This window comes from Bacteroides stercoris ATCC 43183 (assembly GCF_025147325.1).
Classification (GTDB): domain Bacteria; phylum Bacteroidota; class Bacteroidia; order Bacteroidales; family Bacteroidaceae; genus Bacteroides; species Bacteroides stercoris.
Window position 1 is genome coordinate 128,491 of sequence record NZ_CP102262.1, and the last position, 22,140, is coordinate 150,630.

At 46.1% G+C, this 22,140-nt stretch carries 11 protein-coding genes and 1 pseudogene; 4 read left to right on the forward strand and 8 right to left on the reverse strand.

What is annotated here, in order from left to right; genetic code table 11:
- Positions 1-224: 224 nt before the first annotated feature.
- Positions 225-470: pseudogene (locus NQ565_RS00435) on the forward strand (SDR family NAD(P)-dependent oxidoreductase); the annotation flags it as partial.
- A gap of 94 nt (positions 471-564) precedes the next feature.
- On the opposite strand, the gene NQ565_RS00440 reads toward NQ565_RS00435, so the two are convergent.
- Positions 565-2,991 carry a sensor histidine kinase gene (locus tag NQ565_RS00440; protein ID WP_040316220.1) on the reverse strand — a complete coding sequence of 809 codons (2,427 nt, stop codon included), beginning with the start codon at positions 2,989-2,991 and terminating at the stop codon, positions 565-567.
- Positions 2,992-3,213: 222 nt separating this feature from the next.
- On the opposite strand from NQ565_RS00440, the gene NQ565_RS00445 reads away from it, so the two are divergent.
- Positions 3,214-5,922 carry a TonB-dependent receptor domain-containing protein gene (locus tag NQ565_RS00445; RefSeq protein WP_040316221.1) on the forward strand — a complete coding sequence of 903 codons (2,709 nt, stop codon included), beginning with the start codon at positions 3,214-3,216 and terminating at the stop codon, positions 5,920-5,922.
- Between the two features lie 55 nt (positions 5,923-5,977).
- Positions 5,978-7,144: a hypothetical protein gene (locus NQ565_RS00450; protein ID WP_005657511.1), complete on the forward strand. Its 1,167-nt coding sequence runs from the start codon at positions 5,978-5,980 to the stop codon at positions 7,142-7,144.
- Between the two features lie 141 nt (positions 7,145-7,285).
- Here the strand turns inward: NQ565_RS00450 and NQ565_RS00455 are convergent, their stop codons facing one another.
- From NQ565_RS00455 to NQ565_RS00465, 3 genes are read right to left on the reverse strand one after another with little or no spacing between them, the layout of a single operon-like run.
- Positions 7,286-8,539: a mechanosensitive ion channel family protein gene (locus NQ565_RS00455; RefSeq protein WP_005657513.1), complete on the reverse strand. Its 1,254-nt coding sequence runs from the start codon at positions 8,537-8,539 to the stop codon at positions 7,286-7,288.
- Positions 8,540-8,583: 44 nt separating this feature from the next.
- A complete protein-coding gene (locus tag NQ565_RS00460) occupies positions 8,584-9,588 on the reverse strand; it encodes a DUF4435 domain-containing protein (protein WP_016661911.1) in 1,005 nt (334 codons plus the stop codon).
- Positions 9,589-9,636: 48 nt separating this feature from the next.
- Entirely contained in the window at positions 9,637-10,467 is an 831-nt protein-coding gene (locus NQ565_RS00465) for an AAA family ATPase (RefSeq protein ID WP_005657516.1), read from the reverse strand.
- A 97-nt stretch (positions 10,468-10,564) separates the two neighbouring features.
- Here NQ565_RS00465 and NQ565_RS00470 point away from each other — a divergent pair, with 97 nt between their 5' ends.
- Positions 10,565-11,476: a DMT family transporter gene (locus NQ565_RS00470; RefSeq protein ID WP_005657518.1), complete on the forward strand. Its 912-nt coding sequence runs from the start codon at positions 10,565-10,567 to the stop codon at positions 11,474-11,476.
- A gap of 131 nt (positions 11,477-11,607) precedes the next feature.
- On the opposite strand, the gene meaB is transcribed toward NQ565_RS00470, so the two are convergent.
- The 4 genes from meaB to NQ565_RS00490 all read right to left on the reverse strand — a co-directional run bounded on the left by meaB (position 11,608) and on the right by NQ565_RS00490 (position 22,127).
- Positions 11,608-12,705, reverse strand: coding sequence for a methylmalonyl Co-A mutase-associated GTPase MeaB (gene meaB, locus NQ565_RS00475; protein WP_005657519.1), 1,098 nt, complete (start codon positions 12,703-12,705; stop codon positions 11,608-11,610).
- A gap of 15 nt (positions 12,706-12,720) precedes the next feature.
- Entirely contained in the window at positions 12,721-13,791 is a 1,071-nt protein-coding gene (locus NQ565_RS00480; protein ID WP_005657521.1) for a DUF1573 domain-containing protein, read from the reverse strand.
- Between the two features lie 114 nt (positions 13,792-13,905).
- Positions 13,906-19,722, reverse strand: coding sequence for an alpha-2-macroglobulin family protein (locus NQ565_RS00485; protein WP_040316260.1), 5,817 nt, complete (start codon positions 19,720-19,722; stop codon positions 13,906-13,908).
- Positions 19,723-20,669: 947 nt separating this feature from the next.
- Complete coding sequence (locus NQ565_RS00490; RefSeq protein ID WP_005657527.1) at positions 20,670-22,127, reverse strand: aminoacyl-histidine dipeptidase; 1,458 nt, start codon at positions 22,125-22,127, stop codon at positions 20,670-20,672.
- Positions 22,128-22,140 lie beyond the last annotated feature (13 nt).

Below are 22,140 nucleotides of genomic sequence, written 5' to 3' on the forward strand. Positions count from 1 at the left end.
ATGTATAACTTAAAACACTTCTGCGCATCTTTGCAGCAGATTTAAGAAACGCATAAAAGAGATGAGTACGAAAGTAGAAAACTAAATGAAACAAAAGAAAACGCAAGTATAAAATATACAATATAGATACGTGAAGCAGAAAATAATAAAGTATAAGGAATTATATTTTTCATGCTTTATTCGCGTGCTTTCCCGTATAAAAAAGAAAAAAGGAGAAAAAGATTATAAACGAACAATTCAGTATTACAGGTAAAGTAGCAGTCATCACCGATGCAGGTGGCGTATTGGGTGGCAACATTGCCAAGTGTTTTATGCAACAAGGCGCTAAAGTCGTTGCGGTAGACATCCGTCAGGAACAACTGGACAAGCGTGTAGAGGAACTGAAAACCTATGGTGAAGATGTAATCGGTATCGTCGGTAACGTGCCGGACATCGCCAGTCTTGAGAAACTTTGGATAGTGCCGCGATGGCTAAGCAAGGTAAAGGCTGCATCGCCAACTTCACCCAATACTCATGCAACTTACCCTTACCCGAACATCAGCAAAAGTGGAAAAATACTTCTTATCAAGCAACAGGTAATGTAAACCAAAAGCAAGCCCCTTTACCCGATTCACTTTCCACACCGATAGTGCCGCCCAGTTGCTCAACGATGCTCTTGCTGATAGACAATCCCAATCCTGTGCCATGTACAAAAGAGTTCAGTTTGACAAAACGGTCAAATATCTCAGCCTGCTTTTCCTGTATAATGCCGATGCCAGTATCAGCAACATAAAAGCGCAGCAAGTTGGTTTCTGCCTGCCCATAACCTAAACGTATGCTACCGGTCGAAGTAAATTTTATCGCATTATTCATGAAATTTGCTATCACTTGATTTAAACGATTACGATCACTCACAATGATACACTCCGGCAGGCGATGATCAAAGACAACCTCTACTCCCGGTCTGGCTTTGAGTTTCATCGTACGCACCATATCCTCACACAGTTGGTTCACATCCAATTCCTGTTTTACGAAATCAAAGGTTCCGGCTTCTATTTTTGACAAATCCAGAATATCGGATATCAATTGCAACAGCAACTCATTATTTTCTTCCACAATCGCCATATACTGCTCCCGTTCTTCCGGATTCTCTCCCTGCACCAACAAACTGGAAAAACCTACAATTGCATTCAGCGGAGTACGTATCTCATGACTCATATTGGCAAGAAAAGCACTCTTCAGACGATCTGCCGTTTCGGCTTTCTCTTTAGCATCAATCAGTTTGGCTTCGGTTTCTTTCAATTCCGTAATATCATAGTTTACACTGATAAGCTCTATTACACCGTTTTCCGGTTGATATTGATTGACTACCACATTGGTGCGCACCCAATTCCATTGAGCTTCCGTCCCCGGATGCAAAATACGTATCTCTCCCTTGAAGTCTCTTACTTCTCCAAGCCGTGCCTTATAAAGAAAATCCAAAATCCGCTTTCTGTCATCCGGGTGCATTTTGTTATATACACCTATAATATCCGACAAAGGCGTATTTTCATCTTCTCCCATATTCTTATACCACTGCTTAATGGCATAACCTTTCCTATCCAGCAAGTTCGACTTTGCATAACCTACTTTTGCATAATCAGAAATCAACAGAAAGAAGTTCTCAAAATCACAAATACGGTTCAAAGCATCCATACGCTCGGTATTATCGATATTGATAAAGGCATATCCGGTAAAGTTACCCTTACTATCATATAACTTGCTGATTTTGGTATATAGGTTTATCTTATTGCGCTTACCGGAAGGATAATATCCCTCTACATTTTCAAATTCATAATCCAATCTGAAATCTACAATATCCCGGTCACGTATCTGCTCTATCAACTGAGGTGACAAGTTAGGATTCTCGAACAGGTTGATACCTATCACATCCGCCTTATCGCGGATACCGAATATTTCTATATTCTTGTTATTGACATCTACCAGAAAGCCGTCAGTATCATAAATCTCCACCCCAGCCGGTATATTGGCAAAAATGTTTCTAAAGAGTTTCTCACTACGGTCCAAAGCCTGACGTTCCCGTATTGCCTCATCCTGCGTTTTACGCAGTTCAACGCAGATACTGATGATATTGGCCAACGATCCCAACCATTGGTAGTCTTCATTGCTCCACAAGATAGTACGGTCTACCAAATCTACTCCCATAAAACCTTTCACCGTATCATTCGCCACCAATGGAACAGCCATTAAAGCTTTGATACCCTGCTGCTCCAATAACCGGAATTCGCCTTCTTCCATTTCGGGCAACTTATACAATGACTCGAACAATATAGGTTTCTGCGACAAAACTTGAGTAGTCCACCACGGCATGAAAGTAACCGGTATATTCCGGAATGCTTCTACCGCCGGTAACACCCCTTCGGCAACAACTTCATAAGTGCAAGTCTGAAAAGTATAATCTTTTTCATACTCAAAAATATACGCACGTCCGGCATGGAAAAAGTCCAAAATATCTTTCAGAATTTCGTAGATGCCGGAAGCTACAGACTCGTCTTTAAGAAAATGAGACAAGGAATGGGAAATAGAGTTCTGGCGATACAGCAAATTATTGATATGATACATGCGGTCCTTATCCTCTTTGTTTACGGGTTCCGTTACCCGTTGCAGGATTCCGAAAGCTTTCAGATGCCCATCGGGTGCAAGCTCTCTATACCCCATGCGGGAATGTACCCAGACAACTCCGGTTGCCGTATGGATAGGAAAGGTCTGTTCGTATACCTCCACTTCCTTTATGGAAAGGAACTCTCTGGTGATGCGTCCCCGATAATCCTCACGAATCATCCGACCGAAATCCTGAAAAGAGAGGCTGTCCCCCTTCATCCCCAACAAATCGCATACATATTCGGAACATAAATACTGCTCAGCAGAAAAGTCGGCTTCCCACCAACCAATGCGCCCAAGCAAAGACAAACGCCGAAAGCGTTCGTTATCATTGTGAGGGGGAACATCCATAATTTGTTTGTCTGTTTGTTTATTGATAATGGGACAAATATAGCCATAAAACTCAAACAAACAAGTATTTAATATTATTATTTATATTATACCGCATGATAAAATCGTACGGATTACGTAACAGCTCCTTCATACAAACGAAAACAGAATGTATAATGTATGTATCACTCTTGAAACACGTTCGGCGCATCTTTGCAGCGGATTAAGAAACGCATAAAAGAGATGAGTACGAAATTAGATTTAGGAAAGATATTCTTCCTTATTTTATTCCTTACGCTTTCTGTCATGACAGTCATGGCAGGTACTATCAAAGGTTCCATCACCGACAAACAGACCCGGGAACCGCTGACCGGAGCTACCGTACAGATAGTAGGAACCACGCAAGGCGCCATCGCCGATATGGACGGCAACTACTCCCTGAATGTAACAAACGGCATCTACACATTATCCATAAAATATATAGGCTACAAAGACATCGTTGTAAACAATGTAAAGTCAGGCAAAGCCGATGTCGTGCTGAACTTCGAACTGGAAAGCGACGCACAGACTTTGGGCGAAGTATCCGTAGTGGCCCGGAAAAACCTTGAGGGCGAACGTGCCCTGCAAATGGAGCGCAGGAAAGCTACACTCGCCATCGAAAACATCGGCTCAAAAGAGATGAGCATCAAAGGTATAAGCAATGTAGAAGAAGGGGTAAAAAAGATTACCGGTATCTCCATTGCCGATGCCGGCCAGCTCATTGTACGGGGATTGGGCGACCGATACAGCACGACTACCCTGAACGGCCTCCCCATCGCCTCTCCCAATCCCGACAACAAGCTGATTCCGCTGGATCTATTTCCGTCGAGCACCATACAGAACATCACCGTAAGTAAGGTATATAACGCGGAAGCCTTTGCCGACTATTCAGGTGCACACATAGACATCAGTACCAAAGAGAACATCGCCGAAGATTTCTTCAGCATCAGTTTCAACACCGGCGGGAAGTTCAATACCCTGGGCAAAGACCGCTATCAGATGAACCGCAACGGCTCATTGTTCAAGACTTCCGGTGTGGACCAGGCGGCACTCGATATGTCTCTGTCGGATTTTGACAACTATGTAAAGACCAGAAATATATTCGACACCTCGTTTGCCGTAAAGAAGAAATCAACCCTGCCGGACTTTAGCAGCAACCTCGGTTTCGGCAAGAACATCAGCATCGACAGCCAAACGCTCAGCATACTGGCATCTGTAAGCGCCGGCAACGGCTATCAGAATATGGACAACGCTTTCTATAAAACCCTGGAAGCAACCGGCAATGTACAGGACAACTTCTCATACGACAGCTATGCCCAAGAACTGAAACTCGCTGCATTAGGATACATAGGCTACACGCTGCGCCGGCACGACCGCATAGGCTATACCTTTTTCTATACGCGTAATGCCACAGACACTTACCAACGCCGCGAGGGAACAGATGCCGAAGACCACGAGCTGACCGGAAGCAATAACATCACACATATCTACACTTTGCAGAACCACCAACTGAACGGTCTTCACAGCTTCGGCGAACAAGACCGCTGGGAACTGACCTGGGGCGGCTCGTACAGCAAGACAGGAAGCGAAGAACCGGACAGACGCCAAGTGATGTACATAAAGAATGATGACGGCACACTCGGCCTGTTCAAACTGAACCGCCAGGAAACCATGCGCTATTTCGGCAGCCTGGATGAAAAGGAGTGGAACGGCAACCTCGCCCTGCGCTGGAAGTGGAACGAAAACAATTTTCTGAAACTGGGCTTCAACTATAAGAATAAAAGCCGCGACTACAAAGCAACCCGTTTCTACTACAACCTGAACAAAATTAATCCCACCGTTACCGACATCTACGATACAGACGGCTTCCTGAACCAAGAGAACATAGCAGACGGAAACGTAACGGTACAACGCGTGATGCAACCCAAAGACAGCTACCGCGCAGGAAATGAAATTTACTCCGGATACCTGCTGACCGACTTCTACCCCGTACCGTCATTACTTGTAAACCTCGGCGTACGCTACGAAATAAGCAAACAGTGGGTGGACTATGCCACTGACGGCGGCGACTGGTATGCCGAACGGCGCAATCTGGATAAAAACGATTTCTTCCCCACCCTAAATCTGAAGTACACAATAAACGACGCCAACAGCATCCGTTTCTCCGCATCCCGTACCATTACCCGCCCATCATTCATCGAAATGGCTCCCTTCCTCTATCAGGAATCCTACGGTTCGGCACAAATCCGCGGTAATGACGAGTTGCAGAACGGCTACAACTACAACTTCGACTTGCGTTACGAACGCTTCGGCAAAAACGGAGACATGATTTCGCTGACCGGTTACTTCAAATACCTTGACAGCCCGATAGAACGTATCCAGGCATTGCAAGGCGGAGCTACCCTGCATAGCTTCCGGAATGCGGACAACGGAATGGCTGCCGGCGTAGAAGTGGAATTCCGCAAACAATTGATAAAAGACTTGCGTTTGGGTGCTAACCTCAGCTATATGTATACCAACGTAAAACTGCCCGAAGGCGGCGCTTACACCAACAAAGAACGTCCTTTGCAAGGCGCCTCTCCCATTCTGGCCAATGCAGACCTCACCTACTCTCCCCGTTTCGGTGAAGAACGGCAACTGAACCTCGCCTTACTCTACAATCTGCAAGGCAGCCGCATCCATGCGGTGGGCGTATCCAATCTGGGAGACATCAAGCAACAGACTCTGCACACACTGAACTTCAGTGCCGGATACGACCTCAACAGGCATTTCAGCCTGAAACTGCAAGTAAACGACCTGCTGAACCGTAACGTCATCTTTAAGCAAGAAGTGCCTTCCACCGGCACGGAAGTGGAAGTGGAGCGCTATAAAAAAGGTACTGACTTTGAAATTGGCTTCAGCTACAAATTATAAATCCTTTTAAATAGATTATCAAACAGACGAACAGTCAACTTAAAACAATTGAATTATGAAAACAATGAAATCGAAATTCTATTCGCTGGCTCTCGCAGCCGGAATGCTGTCCCTCACCGCTTGCAGCGATGACAACACCAACGACAGCAACAATGACAAAGGCAACGGGATAGAAAACGGCAGTATCCTGAAAGGTACAATAACCGAAGACGTAACCCTGAAAGCCGGCAACACCTATAAACTGAGCGGTGAATACATTGTAGAGGCAGGTGCCACATTGAACATCGAAGAAGGAGTAAAGATTATATCTGTCTATGACAATATCGTAGACTATATTCTGGTGAAGCAAGGTGCCAAAATCAATGCCGTAGGCACGCCCGACAAACCTATCGTCATGACCAGCGAAAAAGAGGAACCCGGAGCATGGGGCGGCATTCATATCTGCGGAAAAGCGCATACCAATGCCGAAGGCGGTAAAGGAAGTTCAGAGATAGGCGGCGCCGTATATGGCGGCAATGACGATGCCGACAATTCCGGAACATTGCAGTACATCCGTCTGGAATACACCGGATTTGCCTTCGACGAAGAGCATGAAGCCAACGGAATCTCCTTTTACGGTGTAGGTAACGGTACGATTGTAGACCACTGCGAGGCTTACAAAGGTTCTGACGACGGCTTCGAGTTCTTCGGCGGTTCGGTAAACGTAAGCAATATGGTAGTGGTAAGTTGCAGCGACGACTCTTTCGACTGGACCGAAGGCTGGAACGGAAAAGGCACTGACCTCGTTGCCTATCAGGAAGCCAAAGCCACATTAGGATACGACTGCGACTGCCTCATCGAAGCGGACAATAACGAAAACGACAATGCAGCCACTCCCGTATCGCATCCCGTACTCAAAAACCTCATCCTCGCAGGTAACGGCGAAAGCAAACAAGGCATCCGTCTGCGTCGCGGCACTCAAGCCGATATAGACAATGCCAAAGTATGCGGCAAGGGACAACCGCTGGTAGTGGAGAGCGCATTAACGAATGCCTCGCTGAAAAACGGTACTTCCAGACTCACCAATATGACCGTCACTGCCGCATTGAAATCCGACGGAGATTACACCAACGACGACTTCACCGCCGTAACAAGCAACAAAGTGGATGCTACGCTGTCCTACGCTTCCTTCGACGCCATTAAAGCCGCATGCGACTGGATGAAAGGAAACTGGATAAAATAACCCGCACGCATTCCAAATTCTCTTTATAAAGTTTATCAGGGCAACAGCCTGCAACGGTTCAAACTTTTGCAGGCTGTATGTTTTTTCTGCCCGCACAACCGAATTCCCATGAAGCATCTGCACCCAATTATCCTTCAGGAATTAAGACAGCACCCTTTGGAAATCCCTTCCCGACGGTGATTGGAATACCTGCAAATCGAATTCGGGAATGATGGCCAACACATGGTCAAATACATCTGCCTGCACTCCCTCGTATGGAACCCAGTCCTTGATGGCACAGAAAAAATAAAGTTCCATAGGAATACCGTGGTCGGTCGGCTGCAACTGCCGCACCATGCAGGTCAGTTCCTTATTTACATCGGGAAGACTTTTCAGATAAGCGGTCAGATAGGCCCGGAACACACCCAGATTGGTTTGACGACGCCCGTTGACAAGGACGGAATTGTCGATATGATGTTTCTTATTATACTCCTCTATCACCGCTTCCGTCTGCTCTACGTAATCTTTCAGCAAACGAATCTTACGGTATTTGTCCAGCATCTCCGGAGTACAGAACCGGACGCTGTTCATATCAATGTTTATGGAGCGCTTGACACGCCGTCCCCCACTCTCGCGCATGCCGCGCCAATTCTGGAATGAGTCGCTGACAAGCAGATACGGCGGAATCGTGGTAATGGTATTATCCCAGTTACGTACTTTCACGGTGTTCAGCGTGACTTCTATCACCGTACCGTCTGCACCGTATTTGGGCATCGCAATCCAATCGCCCACCTTCAGCATATCATTGGCGGAGAGCTGCACTCCCGAAACAAATCCCATAATCGAGTCCTTGAACACCAGCATCAGGATAGCGGCAGAAGCACCCAATCCCGCCAATAGCGACAACGGAGACTTGTCAATCAGAATACTTACCACCACGATAGCCCCTACAAACCAAAGTATCACCTGGACAGTCTGCAACATACCCTTCAAAGGGCGGTCGCGAAGCTGCTCCTTCTCGCTGTATACGGCATAAACGGCTTTCAGAAACGAGTTGATAAAACTTAGGAATGTGATTAGAATATAAATCAGGCAGACACGCTGGATAAAGCCCAACGTAGAGGAACTTGTCTCGGCAAAGGCTACCGGAATAAAGACATAGATGATAACGGGAGCCACCATACGGCTGAGGTGAATCAGTACCTTACGGTCAAAAACAATATCATCCCATGTAGCTTTTGTTTTCCTTATCAAATGCGCCACTACTTTCAACAGGATATTCCGACAAATGACATCAGCCAGAAACGCAACGATAAGCACAAGCGCAAAAGCTATAAACTGATCGAGCATATCGGCCAAAGAAGGGGCTGTTCCCCAAGAAATCAATAATTCGTCGATATTCTTTAGTATATCCATGACAGTTAGGTATAAAATATGAGGTATAAAGTATAAATAGTGCGTCAGAGCTTTTCCCGTTCGAGAAACTCGCGGATGTCTTCTTTTAACCACTGATAGAGATAAAGGTTCTTGTAACCGCTGTTTTTCTTCAACATGACGGATACATTGACCTGACTGTTTTCGTAACCCGTCAGTTCATTGCGGAACTGTTCGCTATGCTCTGCCAGGCGTTTAATTTCCTGCTCGCGTTCACGGCGCAGTACGGTGCAAACGGGTATCAGCAACTTCAGGACCACACAATCCATGATATGATGCCCCTGCATATAGAGATAGGTATTGTCGGGAACCAATCCTAATTTCCGCAGTTCCTCACCCAACCGGTCAACATCCTCTATATACTGCGGGAAACGGGTTTCCATTTCGGAAAGTTTGGCAGATACCGTACGCTGCATGGCATCCAAGACACTGTAAGGATGCCGCAGGTTTATTTCCTGCAAACGGACATAGGAATTGAAATCGTACATAGGAAATGTATGCGTATCGTGCCGGCGGTAAAACCAAACGTTCCATAAGAACAGCGGATAGGCTATCTGCGAATAGCGTTTCAGGAAAGCGGGGAAATCAAGGATGTGACGGTCGTTCAGTGTTGCCTGTACACAAACCTCATGAAGGCTTTCGGCAAAACAATGGAAATTCTCAATGGCATACCCGTAGGTCTGGAAAATATAAGGATTACGGTTTATCTTCCGCGACACATTGGTGGCTCCCTGCAACAGAAAGTCATAGTCACTGTCCACACAAGCTATCAGGCTACGTCCAAGTTCCGTGGTATTGAGCGTATTCATCAACACCATTTTCTTGCCCTTTGCCAGCGAAGTGGCGGAAGGAAGCATCACCTGGAAATAACGCTCCTCATTCTCGAACTCAGCCAGAAGGGTACGCCAGAAAGCAATGTCGTCATAGCTTTCCACATACGCCACAATACGCCTGCGCCCTTTCTTTGACGAGAATTTGTGTGCGGCGTCCAAATAGGCTGAAGTAAGATTATGTCGGAGAGATGTTGCCAAAATAAATGTTGATTTAATAATGAATATTCAGTGATGTGCGATTGATACTCACCTGCTGCCAATCACCGTTGAAATATCTTCCACTTCGGTCACCGCATCCAGCCAGCCTTCCATTATCACGGCAGGCGAGTGGGTGGTGAGAATGAGCTGCACATTCGGATTGAGTCCGCGTATCATACCGATAAGTTTTTGCTGCCACTCGATGTGCAACGACGCTTCCGGCTCGTCCATGAAAAGCACACAATGCTCCTCATTACGCACCAGCACGGTCAGCAGGATTACCAGCATCTGTTTCTCGCCGGACGAGAGTTTATAGGGCAGAAGCCGTTCGCCGTCCTGATAAAAGACAATGTCATTGCTCTTACGGTCGATTTTCTTACGGGTATAGCTGAACAGTTCGTCAATCATATCCTGAAATTTCCGTTTAGGCACAGACAAGGCGGGAGCCAGACTCCGTTGCTGTTCGTCACCGCTCAACAGCTCAATCATTTTGTTACCGATATTCACCTGATAATCAAGATAACGGCGCTGGAGCAGATAGAGCTGCCAATCCAATTCGGACTTTACATTCGGGTCTGCCATGCGGGCGGTGAAATCTCCCATAATAAGAGGACGGTCATAGCTGCGGATTACATCATAAGGAATAAAAGTCGCTTCCGGATTGTCGAAGAAAACATGTACACCGTTTTTCTCATCGCTCTTTACCTCTCCCGTAGTTTGCTCAAGGTAGCCCACCGAACGGTTTAAAATCGTAGTCTTCCCTACTCCGTTGATGCCGGAAAGTATATTGACATCGGGACGCAACTCCCAAGCTATATCGTATCGGTGCCACAATCCGTGTATTTCGATACGTCTGATGTAATTGGCCTGTACTTCCATGGTTTCTATATATTCGTGTAGCAAATATAAAGAAAGAGATTGAGAAAATAGTTACCTTTGCAGCGTTTTTCACCACAAATAATACACATTTTACAATATGAACAAGAACATACAAGGTCATCTGTTCGCTCTGACCGCCAATATCCTATGGGGATTAATGGCACCTGTCGGCAAATCCGCATTAGTCGAGTTCTCAGCTCTATCCGTCACCACTTTTCGCATGGTAGGTGCAGCAGCCTGTTTCTGGTTGCTCTCACTGTTCTGCAAACGCGAGCAGGTAGACCATCGGGATATGTTGAAGATATTCTTTGCCGCACTCTTCGCACTGGTATTCAATCAGGGAGTCTATATCTTCGGACTGTCTATGACTTCCCCCATCGATGCCTCTATCGTAACCACCACTCTTCCTATCGTAACCATGATTGTAGCTGCCATTTATCTGAAAGAGCCCGTTACGAATAAAAAAGTATTGGGCATTTTTGTAGGCGCCATGGGCGCATTGATACTGATTATGAGCAGCAGCAATGCAGGAAGCGGCAATGGCAGCATCATGGGTGACTTGCTATGCCTCATCGCCCAAATCAGTTTCTCTATTTACCTGACCGTATTCAAAGGATTATCCCAGAAATACTCTCCTATAACCCTGAACAAATGGATGTTTGTATATGCCTCCATGTGTTATATCCCTTTCTCTTACCATGATGTAGCCGCCATACAATGGGCTGAAACCTCTACTGCGGCACTGTTACAAGTAGGCTATGTGGTGGTAGGCGGCAGCTTCCTGGCTTATATATGTATCATGACGGCACAAAGGCTGTTGCGCCCCACAGTAGTAAGCATGTACAACTATATGCAACCTATCGTGGCTTCAATCGTTACAGTCATAGTCGGCATGGCTACATTCAATATGGAAAAAGGTATTGCCATCGCACTGGTATTTCTCGGTGTATATATCGTTACGCAAAGCAAATCACGCAAAGACTTTGAGAAGGAAGGGAAAGAGGTGTAGGAAACGAGAGACTGTCAAAATGCAGTTGGTGATTTCTTTTAGACACGGATTGCACGGAAAAGAATAAAGTAAATCTGTGTAATCCGTGCCTAAAAACAAATAGTAAGGGGGAAGATGCCTAGTGCATCCCACTAATTTTTCAATCCCGCAAAATAAGTATCTAACAGGTTCTTGGCAGCAACAAAGGATGTCAGATTACCTTTTAATACCTGACTCTCTTTATCGGCCAGCATCGCCTCAATTGTAGGATTATGATAGAAACTGTCACGAAGTTGTTCGTTAATGGTTTCGTACATCCAATATTTACTTTGCTCGTTACGGCGGTATTCAAAATAGCCGTTATCTTTCACGAAGTCTATATACTTATATACCATATCCCATACTTCCTGTACTCCTATATTGTAGAAGCCGGAATAGGTCAGGACCTGCGGTGTCCAGCCGCTCTCCGGAGCCGGGAAAAGGTGCAGTGCATTACGGAACTGGGCAGCAGCCAGCTTGGCACGTTCCAGATTATCCCCATCCGCCTTGTTGATGACGATACCGTCCGCCATCTCCATGATGCCGCGCTTGATACCTTGCAGCTCGTCGCCCGTACCGGCAAGTTGGATAAGCAGGAAGAAATCCACCATTGAATGTACAGCCGTCTCGCTCTGTCCCACACCCACTGTCTCTACAAATATCTTATCAAATCCGGCAGCTTCGCAAAGTACAATCGTTTCACGCGTCTTACGCGCCACACCGCCCAACGAACCTGCCGAGGGACTGGGACGGATAAAGGATTTGGGATGAACGGAGAGTTTCTCCATGCGCGTTTTGTCGCCCAAGATACTGCCCTTACTGCGTTCGCTGCTGGGGTCGATGGCCAGCACAGCCAGCTTGCCGCCGTATTTCTCCAATACATGCAATCCGAATACATCGATAGACGTACTTTTGCCGGCTCCCGGCACACCGCTGATGCCTACGCGAACGGAATTGCCGGAATACGGCAGGCACTTTTCTATCACCTCCTGCGCTATGGCCTGATGTTCGGGCTTTACGCTCTCCACCAGTGTCACGGCACGGCTTAATATCGTAACATCACCTTTCACAATGCCCTCTACATACTCTGCAACGGAAAGTTGACGTTTTTTCGGTTTCCGCTTCAAATAAGGATTTACGGACGAAGGTTGCTCAATGCCTGCATTGACAACCAAACCTTTATATTCTCCGCTATTTTCTGGATGTTCCATGGTAAGATTTATGGTTTATTTCGCTTTAATATTAATCTCGACTTTCGGCTGCATCGGGTCATTCGTAATCATCAGCAAACGCAGATGACGGCGTTTCTTTCCAATATTCCGCTTTACAACCGTTACACGCAGACGGGTGCTTTCGCCCGGTTTCAGCACGCTCTTCTTCAAACCGGCTCCCACTGCCGGATGGAATACCTGAAGCTTGCTGATTTGCAAAGGAGAACGTCCGGTATTCGTTATAACAATATCCTGACGTGCCTTCGACTTCTTTGCCAATGCTGTGCTCATGTCAATATCCTTGATAGAAAGGTTGACAACAGGAGCATTCGCCTTTTCCGTATCGCTCATGCCCGAAAAGTCCGGCAGAAGAATGGCGGAAACAGGTATCTCATTTTCATCGCCCACCTTGTCGCCTGCAAAACGTGCCAGATAGACAGAGGACTGCGTCAGTCCGAAGTCCGTCAGCCGTTCGGAATCCAATGTGACGGTAATGACCCCTTTCTCCCCTTTTTGCAGGACATTGGGTTTTACTTCCGTTTGCAGATAGGGCGGCAGATGCATCAACACGGGTTCGTATGGGCGATCGGACAGGTTCACTACCCCGATATGCATCACCGGCTTCTCACCGGCTTGTACATCGGGAAAATCAAGACTGTTCTTGTCAATACGTATCTGTCCGATGAGGTATGGATGGGTTTTGGTAAAGTCCTTGATTTCACGCACCACCTCACCGTTGAACTTCAAATAGACCAGATGGGGTTGTGCATTGCAGTAAATGGCTACGGATTTGTTGAAATGCCCCAAAGCCTCCGCATCAAAAGTGACGTTGACGGTTCCCTTTGCTCCCGGGACGATAGGTGTCTTTGTCCATTGAGCCACGGAACAGGCACAATCGGGTTCCACCTCGGTAAGCACCAAAGGCCGGTCACCCGTGTTTGTTATGGAATATTGTACCGTCACCGGATGTTTCCATTCAATCTGCCCGAAATCATACGTTTCCGTATTAGAGGTAAAACGCGGTTGAGCTACGGCAGTCAATGCCGTAGCTGCAATCGCATATAGAGTGATAAAACTGCGTCTCATTTATATTGCTTCTAAATTAGTTGCACAAATGTAAAGCTTTTAAGCGAGATACACAGATTTTCGTTCTGCTTTTTATAACCTATAAACATTCGATAGCAAGTAAATCTATCCGACCTATTTAATAATAACAGTTCCTCCAGCAGAGTGAGAAGCATATTCCGGCGCATAGGCACACTGCACGGTAGCCAGTCCGGTTTCATACGTACCACCACGAGCCACCCGGTAGCTATGTTCCAATACATAAACGCCTTTACCCAGATGATCGAAGAAGAAATTGGTTCCTGCATCTTCCACTTCCGCATAATATCCGACCCCGTTGTTCCAGCGATAACCCGAAAGCGAATTTTCCGGTTCGAAACAAGCTCCGCGCTGGTCTTTCAACTGAACGAAATCCATGGCACGGTCCAGACGGGCAGTAAGTCGGGAAACAATCTTATCACCCACGAAGAGCTGTGCTACCTCTGTCAACGGTTGCAAAGATTTCTGCCCGTCGGCCGAAATGCGCTCTACAAAGAGTTTCTTCTCAATGTTCAATGCTCCGCCCTGCTGCTTCACATCGGATATGGGCGACAAGAATTGTGTGTAGACAGCTCCCCATGCAATGCCCGCATCCCTTTTCTCTACGGTAACGGACTTTGCTTTCACCTCAGGACTGCCTTGCGCAAAGACTTCCTTAACATATCCCAATCCGGGTACGGTGGTCTTTGCAGGAGAGAAAGTCTCCAACACCTTATCACCCAAAGTAATGCGGACATCTCCTTTACTTTCCAGCAAATTGCTACCCTGACACAACAACGCATAAACCGCATCAGCAGTAGCTACCGGAGAATCCCAGCTTGTCGTCTGTTTCTGTTTCAGCAGCCAAAGCTTCATTTCTTCTACTAAAGCATCATTGCCGCCTGCCTCGCGCAGAGCTTCCATTACAGCTACATGAGCGGGTACAGGCATCATACCCCAAGTATAAGGATTGGCATGGAAAGCAAAATGAGCTCCCATTTCATCCGTCTGTACAAGGTGTTCTTTTATGGAAGCTATAAACTCATCCGCTTCCGTTTTATGTCCTGCCTTCTGCAGGATAACGGCTGTCTGCGCTTTACGGATCATGGTACCGCTCTCAAGATTACGTCCCAGCTTGGTAAGGAAGTAACCGAATGCTTTTGCATATTCTCCGGAGAGCTTTACCGAACCGAGAGATACCAGATACATATATTCCATAGTGGCATCCGACAAAACGGTAATCTTCGTTCCATTCTTCTCTGCCTTGCGGATAGCACGGTATTCTTTCAGAGCCTCTTTGTTCAGATAGTCAAAGGCCTTGGCTTTCATCATCGCTGCTTCTTCCGGCAATGCCTTATCCGTAAGCAAAGAAAGACGGACAAGCAATCCGGTGATATATCCCGTTACATAACGGTTGCCGGACATGCCGCCGAACCAGCTCCATGCACCATCCTCGCCCTGTAATTCTTTCAGTTTGAGCAAGGATGCCATATTACGGTAATTTAATTGGTTAACATCAAATAAGGTAGCGATACGCTGCTGCTGTTCAGCCTCTGTAGTAGCTTCGAGCAACCAAGGAGATTCGCCCAACAGAATATTCTTCACATCCTGGTTCTGCTCCAACCGGCTGAGGAAAGTTTCCTTTGTTCCACCCGACAGACGCCAGTTATCAAATACCGCTTTAATGCGCGGCTGACTATTTGCAATATATCCCGCCAAAGTGTTGGCATAGAAAGCGGTTGCCCAGGAAATGGCGTTATCCGTTGAAGGCTCACTCAGTACAGGTAGGGCTTGTACGGCATACCATGCCGGATTGCCTGTAAATTCCACGGTCAAGCGACGGTCGGTTGCCGTACGGCTGTTACCGTTGAACAGACTGTCCAGCGAGAAAGTACGCGTTTCTTCACCACGAACGGGCATGGCAAGCGTCTCTGTAATATATTCCTTATCACTCAGTACAGGCAACAGATGCTGTTCACCATCGCTGAAGGTACCGCCGTCGGCAACTATACGGACACCAAGCAGTTCGTAACGGTCTGTTACATCAAACCGGAAACTAACCGATGCTGTCTTTCCGGCTTCCACCGAGAACTTCTGGCGACCGGTGGAAATAATCTTCTCCGTCATCGGATCGAAAAGGGTGAATACGGCTGTGCCTTTTATTGCCTTACCCGTCAGGTTGGCAATGCCGGCAGCTATCTGTGTCTTATCGCCTACCCGTACAAAGCGGGGCATATTCGGAGTAAGCATAAACTCTTTGGCGGTGACAGCGGTAGCGTCAAGCATGCCTGTCATCATATCCTTAGTATGGGAATAACCGCGGAAATTCCAGCGTGTCAGACTCTGTGGCATGGTAAAGGAAAAAGCGACCTCTCCTTGTTCATTCGTGCGTAACTGAGGATAGAAGAAAGCCGTTTCCGCAAAATTAGTACGCAAATCGGCCATAGGCTGTAACGCCTGTTCATTGAGAGGAATAGTCTCCGACTCAAAAACAACATCTGCCACTCCTTCTTCTACCTGTACCGGAACATACTTCACTTCAACTGCACGTCCTGTTTCCATTTTGGTCCGTGTGGCTCCATACCCCACAATTGTCGGCTCGCAAAGAACCGCATCGTTCTCTACTATTTGCAGTACTTCCGCAACCCCGTTATAAGGAGAACAGAAATAATCGAAATGCCAAACGGGAACTCTCCACGACCTCACTGGGAAGTAAGGAGCATAACTTTTTCCGTTATTATTACTGATATCCCAATAGTAATAAGGAATATACCGGTTGTAATAAACGCTTAATGACTGGTTACGGCTATAAATCCGGTCTAATGAAGCATCGTACATCATTGCCAGCATCTCGGCTGCGGCGGGAAAACCTTGCGGAGTTTTGATGACCAGCTTCCACTCTTCTTCCTGCCCCGGACGCAAACGGTCGCGAAAGACTTCCCACTTCATATCCAGCGTCCGTTCCGGCAGACGTTTCCGCAATTCCACCCTACGGGTATATAGCAGTCCGTTCTTTACAAAAGTAAACTGCACGGCAACCCCATCTCCATACTCTTCCCGATAAGGATATTCCATACGGAGAATCGAGTCGTTCAGCGACAAAGTACGGCTCTCCAATCTGCCTTTCTGCCCGAAAACATCTACCAGAACGTATGCGTCCTTCATGGAAGTGCCAAAATAGAAGATTGCCGGATGAGTCGCATCAAACTCCGTATTCTTTTCATAAAGGAAAGTTTCCATAAACACAGCCGGACGTTCATCTTTCAGCGAGAACAGTACAATGTTCACCGCATTGTCCGCATTGCTGACTTCCTTGCCGTCGCGACCGCGCACCGACAGAATTAAGCGGTACTCTCCCGACGGCAATTGTTTCCAAGCTGTAAAGTCTTTCTTTTCGCCCGGCATAAACGCACTCTCATAAACCGGCTTGTCGGAGATTTTTCCCGTCTTGGAATCAAGAACGGGATAAAGACGGCACATCCCTTCCATGGACAGCGTTTCATTAACGGCATTCATTACCGACAGCATTCCCGATATGGAATCTTCTTTGCATAACTCCCTGCTGATGTCGGACACAAAGAAATAAGCCCGACGGGTAGCGTTCAGAAAGTAATGCGAAGTCTGCGTTTCACCTGTATCACTTGTCACTGCTACCTCTATCTGATAGGAGAAACGTTCCCTACCCGTATTATCCGCATCCGTATCCGGCTTCAGAACAACAGGAATGGAAAAGTTGCCTTTTGCATCCAGTTGCACCGTATCCGAAACAAGCGATACGGCCCCATCTCCCCAATATCTCCGGTTACTGCGACGGGTAACGGTATATGTCAGCGGAACATCCTGAATTGCCGTCCCGTTATATGCCTTGACATTGCCTGTTACATCCACCGTATCTCCCAAGCAGAAAGCCTCCTCCACCGGATTAAAGGTAATCTCAAAGGTAGGCCGTTTGTAATCCTCCACCCGTACGGAAACGGAAGCGTTGTTTTTTACATCAATTGTAAAGTTACCATTCAAGCAGACTGCAGGCAACGCAAATTCAGTGGTAAAGGAACCGAATTCATTGGTACTTACATTCTTCTGTACCAGTTCTTTCCTGTTGACGTCCAACAAACGTACTTGATAACTCTTCCCTGCCAAAACGTGAGCCTTGTCCGCCTCTTGTTCATAAGCGATACCTTTGACATAAACGGTCTGACCGGGACGATACAAGGCGCGGTCTGTCAGCAGGGTGATATGCTCTTCCGGACGTGACTCTCCGCGTTCGTAATATCTGTTCAAATAGACATTCTGAGGCATCATGGCTGTATCCGTTCCCTTACGTGCCACATAACTGCGGATAGCCTTATCCCATTCCACAACCGCTTTTCCACCGGTACCGGTGATAACTGTTTTCACCAGCTTGCGGTTTTCTTCATTGTAAGCGGAATAGAAACTGACCTTTGCACCGGAAATGGGTTGCCCACTACGGCTGTCCACCGTAACCACTTCCATCTTATTATCCGGCAAAGAAAGCGTCAACACCTTGAAGCGGGTCGAGACGAGAAAGTGCTCTGCAGTACGGGCCGTTGCGGCATCAGGTACAATTTGCAGTATATATACGCCTAATTCGTCCGGCACATGGCATTTCAAAACCATACGTTGCAAACCGCTCAACAGTTCTCCCTCTTTCCCGCTTTTGCTGTCCGAAGATTTCAGTTCAAAATGGGTAGCTGATAATTTACGGGCATGCTTCTGATAGAAAGCCTTGTTGATTCCGGCATCCATCCAGGGCACTTCGGAGAGATTCGTACGGTAGAGATTCAGTGTAAAACCTTTCAGATTCCGATAACCCACATTCAACTCCAACGAATCACCGGGATAAACGCTCTCTTGAGTGCTGACATTCAAATAAGGCTGCAAAACACTCTCCCTTATGTTCCGTAGTTCATTGATACGCTTATAAGCCGGATAGCGCTTCACTCCTTCATCGCATACCTGCAAAACCTCATCCATATAAGACGCTCCCAAACCGCGAAGCCAACCGGCTTTATCAATGTAAACTTCCGCGCAAATCTCACGACCGCCATATTCCCGAATCAGATTATCCAACACTTCAAGATGCTCTTTATCAAGCCGTTCTTTCCGTTCCCGATAAGTGGTATAAGGCTCCCGACTTATACCGCCGCCGGTACTTTTCCACTTCCAATAATCAAGCGTTGCCAGCACTACCGCATCTTCTGCCCCAACGCGATGCCGATAAGCATTTATCATATTTATATAAACACTGTTGATGCGGGCACGTTGCAATGTATCCACCTGAAAGCCGTCCAACAACTGATAAGTATCGACAGCCCGGGCCGCCAGCAGATGATACATATCGTGCCCATAGAAGCGGCTTCCATCTTCCAGCTCGACAAAAGGCACATATTCCTTGGAAGAGACCTCAAGCAAACGAACAGAGTCCTTCAATGAAGCCAGGTTATGTTCATCTACCTTAGCAACAAAAAGGTTAGTACTCCATTCCCTGATATCGGCAGGAGCTTCGTCCACATCCAGCGCCGTACGGTCTGATAACTGCCGCCGGTTATGCCGCATATAGTCCGAATACTCGCGGGCAAGCAATGAATGCAGAATAGCTTTATTTACCAGGTTTTTCTCCGATTCCACCCAACTTTCCAACTTCTTCAAATTCGTATACAGGCTATCCGGAGTCAGTCTTTCCTGATAGGCCTCCCGACAGATATATGCCTTGAGCATTTGCGGAGCATTTTTCTCCAACTCGGCTTTCCGGTAGATTTTCTCCGTCAGCTTCACTACCGTTTGCGGCAAACTCTTCTTTTGAGCCTGCTCCACCTGCCTCCACAAACCTGCATAGGACTGAGCGTGCAAAGCAAAGGAGCACAACCCGATCATCAGCAGAAACAATGTACAAAATCTTTGGAATTTCTTCATAGCTATTCTATTGTTATTAGTTTTTGTTTTTTTATGCGAATCAGGAATCAAACAATAAAGATTTATCTGTATGATTAGCTGCATTCATATCTCCGCTACATGAATGTCCACTGTAAAAATAACAAAATAATAACCACATTGTACCAGCTTTTTAGAAAAAATAAAGAAACAAAGCATATACTGACATAAAAACCTACGGTTATAAAAAGAAACCGGGGGATACATTCTCAGAACATATCCCCCGGTTTCTTATCAATTACTACACTCATCTCGGGTAGTTATAATACTTCATTGCTTCAATCCAATTCTCACCAACTCTGGAGAGAATGTCTTTAAAAGAATTTACAATCTTTTTTCCCATAATCTTAAAAATTAAACTGATACCCTGAAAACACTTTTTTCTTTATTTCTTGATGGTATATCCCATCATCAACATCTCATTACGACCTACCTCAGCGAGAATACGTCTGAATGAATCCATTATTTTCTTTCTTCTCATAACCTTAAAAAACTAAACTAACATCTTGAAAACTGAAAACTACTTTCTCTCTTAAAAAGGGGGAATGAATGCTTAAAGCATTACATAACCCCAAATGTTCTTATCGGCTTCACCGAAATGTCTGAACAATTTTCTTAACTTTTTCATTTTGTTATCCTCCTAAAATCAATCTTGTTATTCTTAAAAATAACTTGTTATCCTATCATTTCTATGTTTTACAACACAAAAATAAGGCCTTTGTTCAAGATTACAAGTGAAAACATATAGAAAAACATGTTTTAAAACATATTTCTTGACCTAAATCAATTTCCTGCAATATTACAGTAGCAAGCAAGGACAAAATGTCAGGAAAGCAAAGTAATTCTGACAGACCAGGATGAAAATGGCAGCAATAAAAAAAGCAGAGCGCAACCACACTCTGCTTTCACATTGTTATGTATAAAGAAAATTACTTTTCGGGAGTCTGTTCCAAAGTAGCAACCAAGAAGTCATAGAACTTCGTTACAGACGGGATATATGCACGTTCATCGGGCGAATGCGGTGAACGCAACGTCGGTCCGAAAGAAATCATATCAAGTCCCGGACAGTTGGCGCCGATAATACCGCACTCCAAACCTGCATGAATCACCTTTACAGCCGGCTCTACACCGAATTGTTGCTTATAGGACAACGTCATGGCATGCAGAATCGGAGAATCCACATTGGGCTGCCAGCCGGAGTAACTGCCGCTCAGTTCTACTTTCATACCTGCCATAGAGAAACATGCTGTCAGGCTATCTGCCAGGAAATCTTTCATCGTATCGCAAGAGCTGCGAGCCAATATACGAACATCAGCCTTACCGCCGCCAATCGTTACAATGGCCAGATTGGAAGAAGTCTCCACTGTATCGGGAACAGTAGGAATCATACGCATAACCCCATTCTGACAGGCCATTAATACACTAATCATATTATCCTGAATTTCTTCGGGAACAATGGCAGCAGGCAAGTCTACGTTCTCCAGTTTTACAACAATGCCTTCTTCAATCGAAGTATATTCTTCATTAATCTGTACCTCATATTCCTTGATATAGTCTTCCAATCCTTCAATGTCTTCGGGATTAAATACCAATACGGCATGTGCCTCACGCGGAATGGCATTACGCATATTGCCACCTTCAAAACTTGATAACTGACAATCGAACTCAATCAGCAAATCGTGTACGATACGTGTAAGCAATTTATTGGCATTGCCCCGTCCCTGATTGATTTCCAATCCGGAATGTCCGCCACGCAAACCTTTCAAAGTTATTCTACGAGCTACTAAATCAGCAGCAGGAGTCTCTTCCTTATATTCCAATGTAGCCGTAATATCAATACCGCCTGCGCAACCGATATAAAGTTCTCCTTCGTCCTCCGAATCAAGATTCAACAAGATCTCACCGTTTAGTGTACCCGGTTTCAAGCCGAATGCGCCATACATACCCGTTTCCTCATCCTTGGTTATCAACGCTTCCAACGGACCATGTTTCAGGTCTTTTGCCTCAAGTACAGCCATAATAGCGGCTACGCCCAATCCGTTGTCAGCTCCCAAAGTAGTACCTTTGGCCTTCACCCAATCACCGTCAATGTACGTTTCAATAGGGTCTTTAGTAAAATCATGAACCGTATCGTTGTTCTTCTGCGGCACCATGTCCATGTGTGCCTGCAGAATGACACCTTTTCGGTTTTCCATACCTGGTGTAGCAGGTTTACGGATAATGACATTGCCAACTTCGTCAACAAATGATTCCAAGCCCAGACTTTTACCAAAATTTACCAAGAACTCAGTTATTCTCTCCATATGTCCGGAAGGACGGGGTATCTGAGTCAGCGAATAGAAATGCTTCCACACATTTTGTGGAGCTAACTGCAAGATTGTACTCATAATTATAAAAGTT

Excerpts from the sequence above, each read along its gene's own strand:
- NQ565_RS00490 (WP_005657527.1), bottom strand. The coding sequence starts at position 22,127 with ATGAGTACAATCTTGCAGTTAGCTCCACAAAATGTGTGGAAGCATTTC.
- meaB (WP_005657519.1), bottom strand. The coding sequence starts at position 12,705 with ATGGAACATCCAGAAAATAGCGGAGAATATAAAGGTTTGGTTGTCAAT.
- NQ565_RS00485 (WP_040316260.1), bottom strand. The coding sequence starts at position 19,722 with ATGAAGAAATTCCAAAGATTTTGTACATTGTTTCTGCTGATGATCGGG.
- NQ565_RS00465 (WP_005657516.1), bottom strand. The coding sequence starts at position 10,467 with ATGGAAGTACAGGCCAATTACATCAGACGTATCGAAATACACGGATTG.
- NQ565_RS00470 (WP_005657518.1), top strand. The coding sequence starts at position 10,565 with ATGAACAAGAACATACAAGGTCATCTGTTCGCTCTGACCGCCAATATC.
- NQ565_RS00450 (WP_005657511.1), top strand. The coding sequence starts at position 5,978 with ATGAAAACAATGAAATCGAAATTCTATTCGCTGGCTCTCGCAGCCGGA.
- NQ565_RS00455 (WP_005657513.1), bottom strand. The coding sequence starts at position 8,539 with ATGGATATACTAAAGAATATCGACGAATTATTGATTTCTTGGGGAACA.
- NQ565_RS00445 (WP_040316221.1), top strand. The coding sequence starts at position 3,214 with ATGAGTACGAAATTAGATTTAGGAAAGATATTCTTCCTTATTTTATTC.
- NQ565_RS00480 (WP_005657521.1), bottom strand. The coding sequence starts at position 13,791 with ATGAGACGCAGTTTTATCACTCTATATGCGATTGCAGCTACGGCATTG.
- NQ565_RS00440 (WP_040316220.1), bottom strand. The coding sequence starts at position 2,991 with ATGGATGTTCCCCCTCACAATGATAACGAACGCTTTCGGCGTTTGTCT.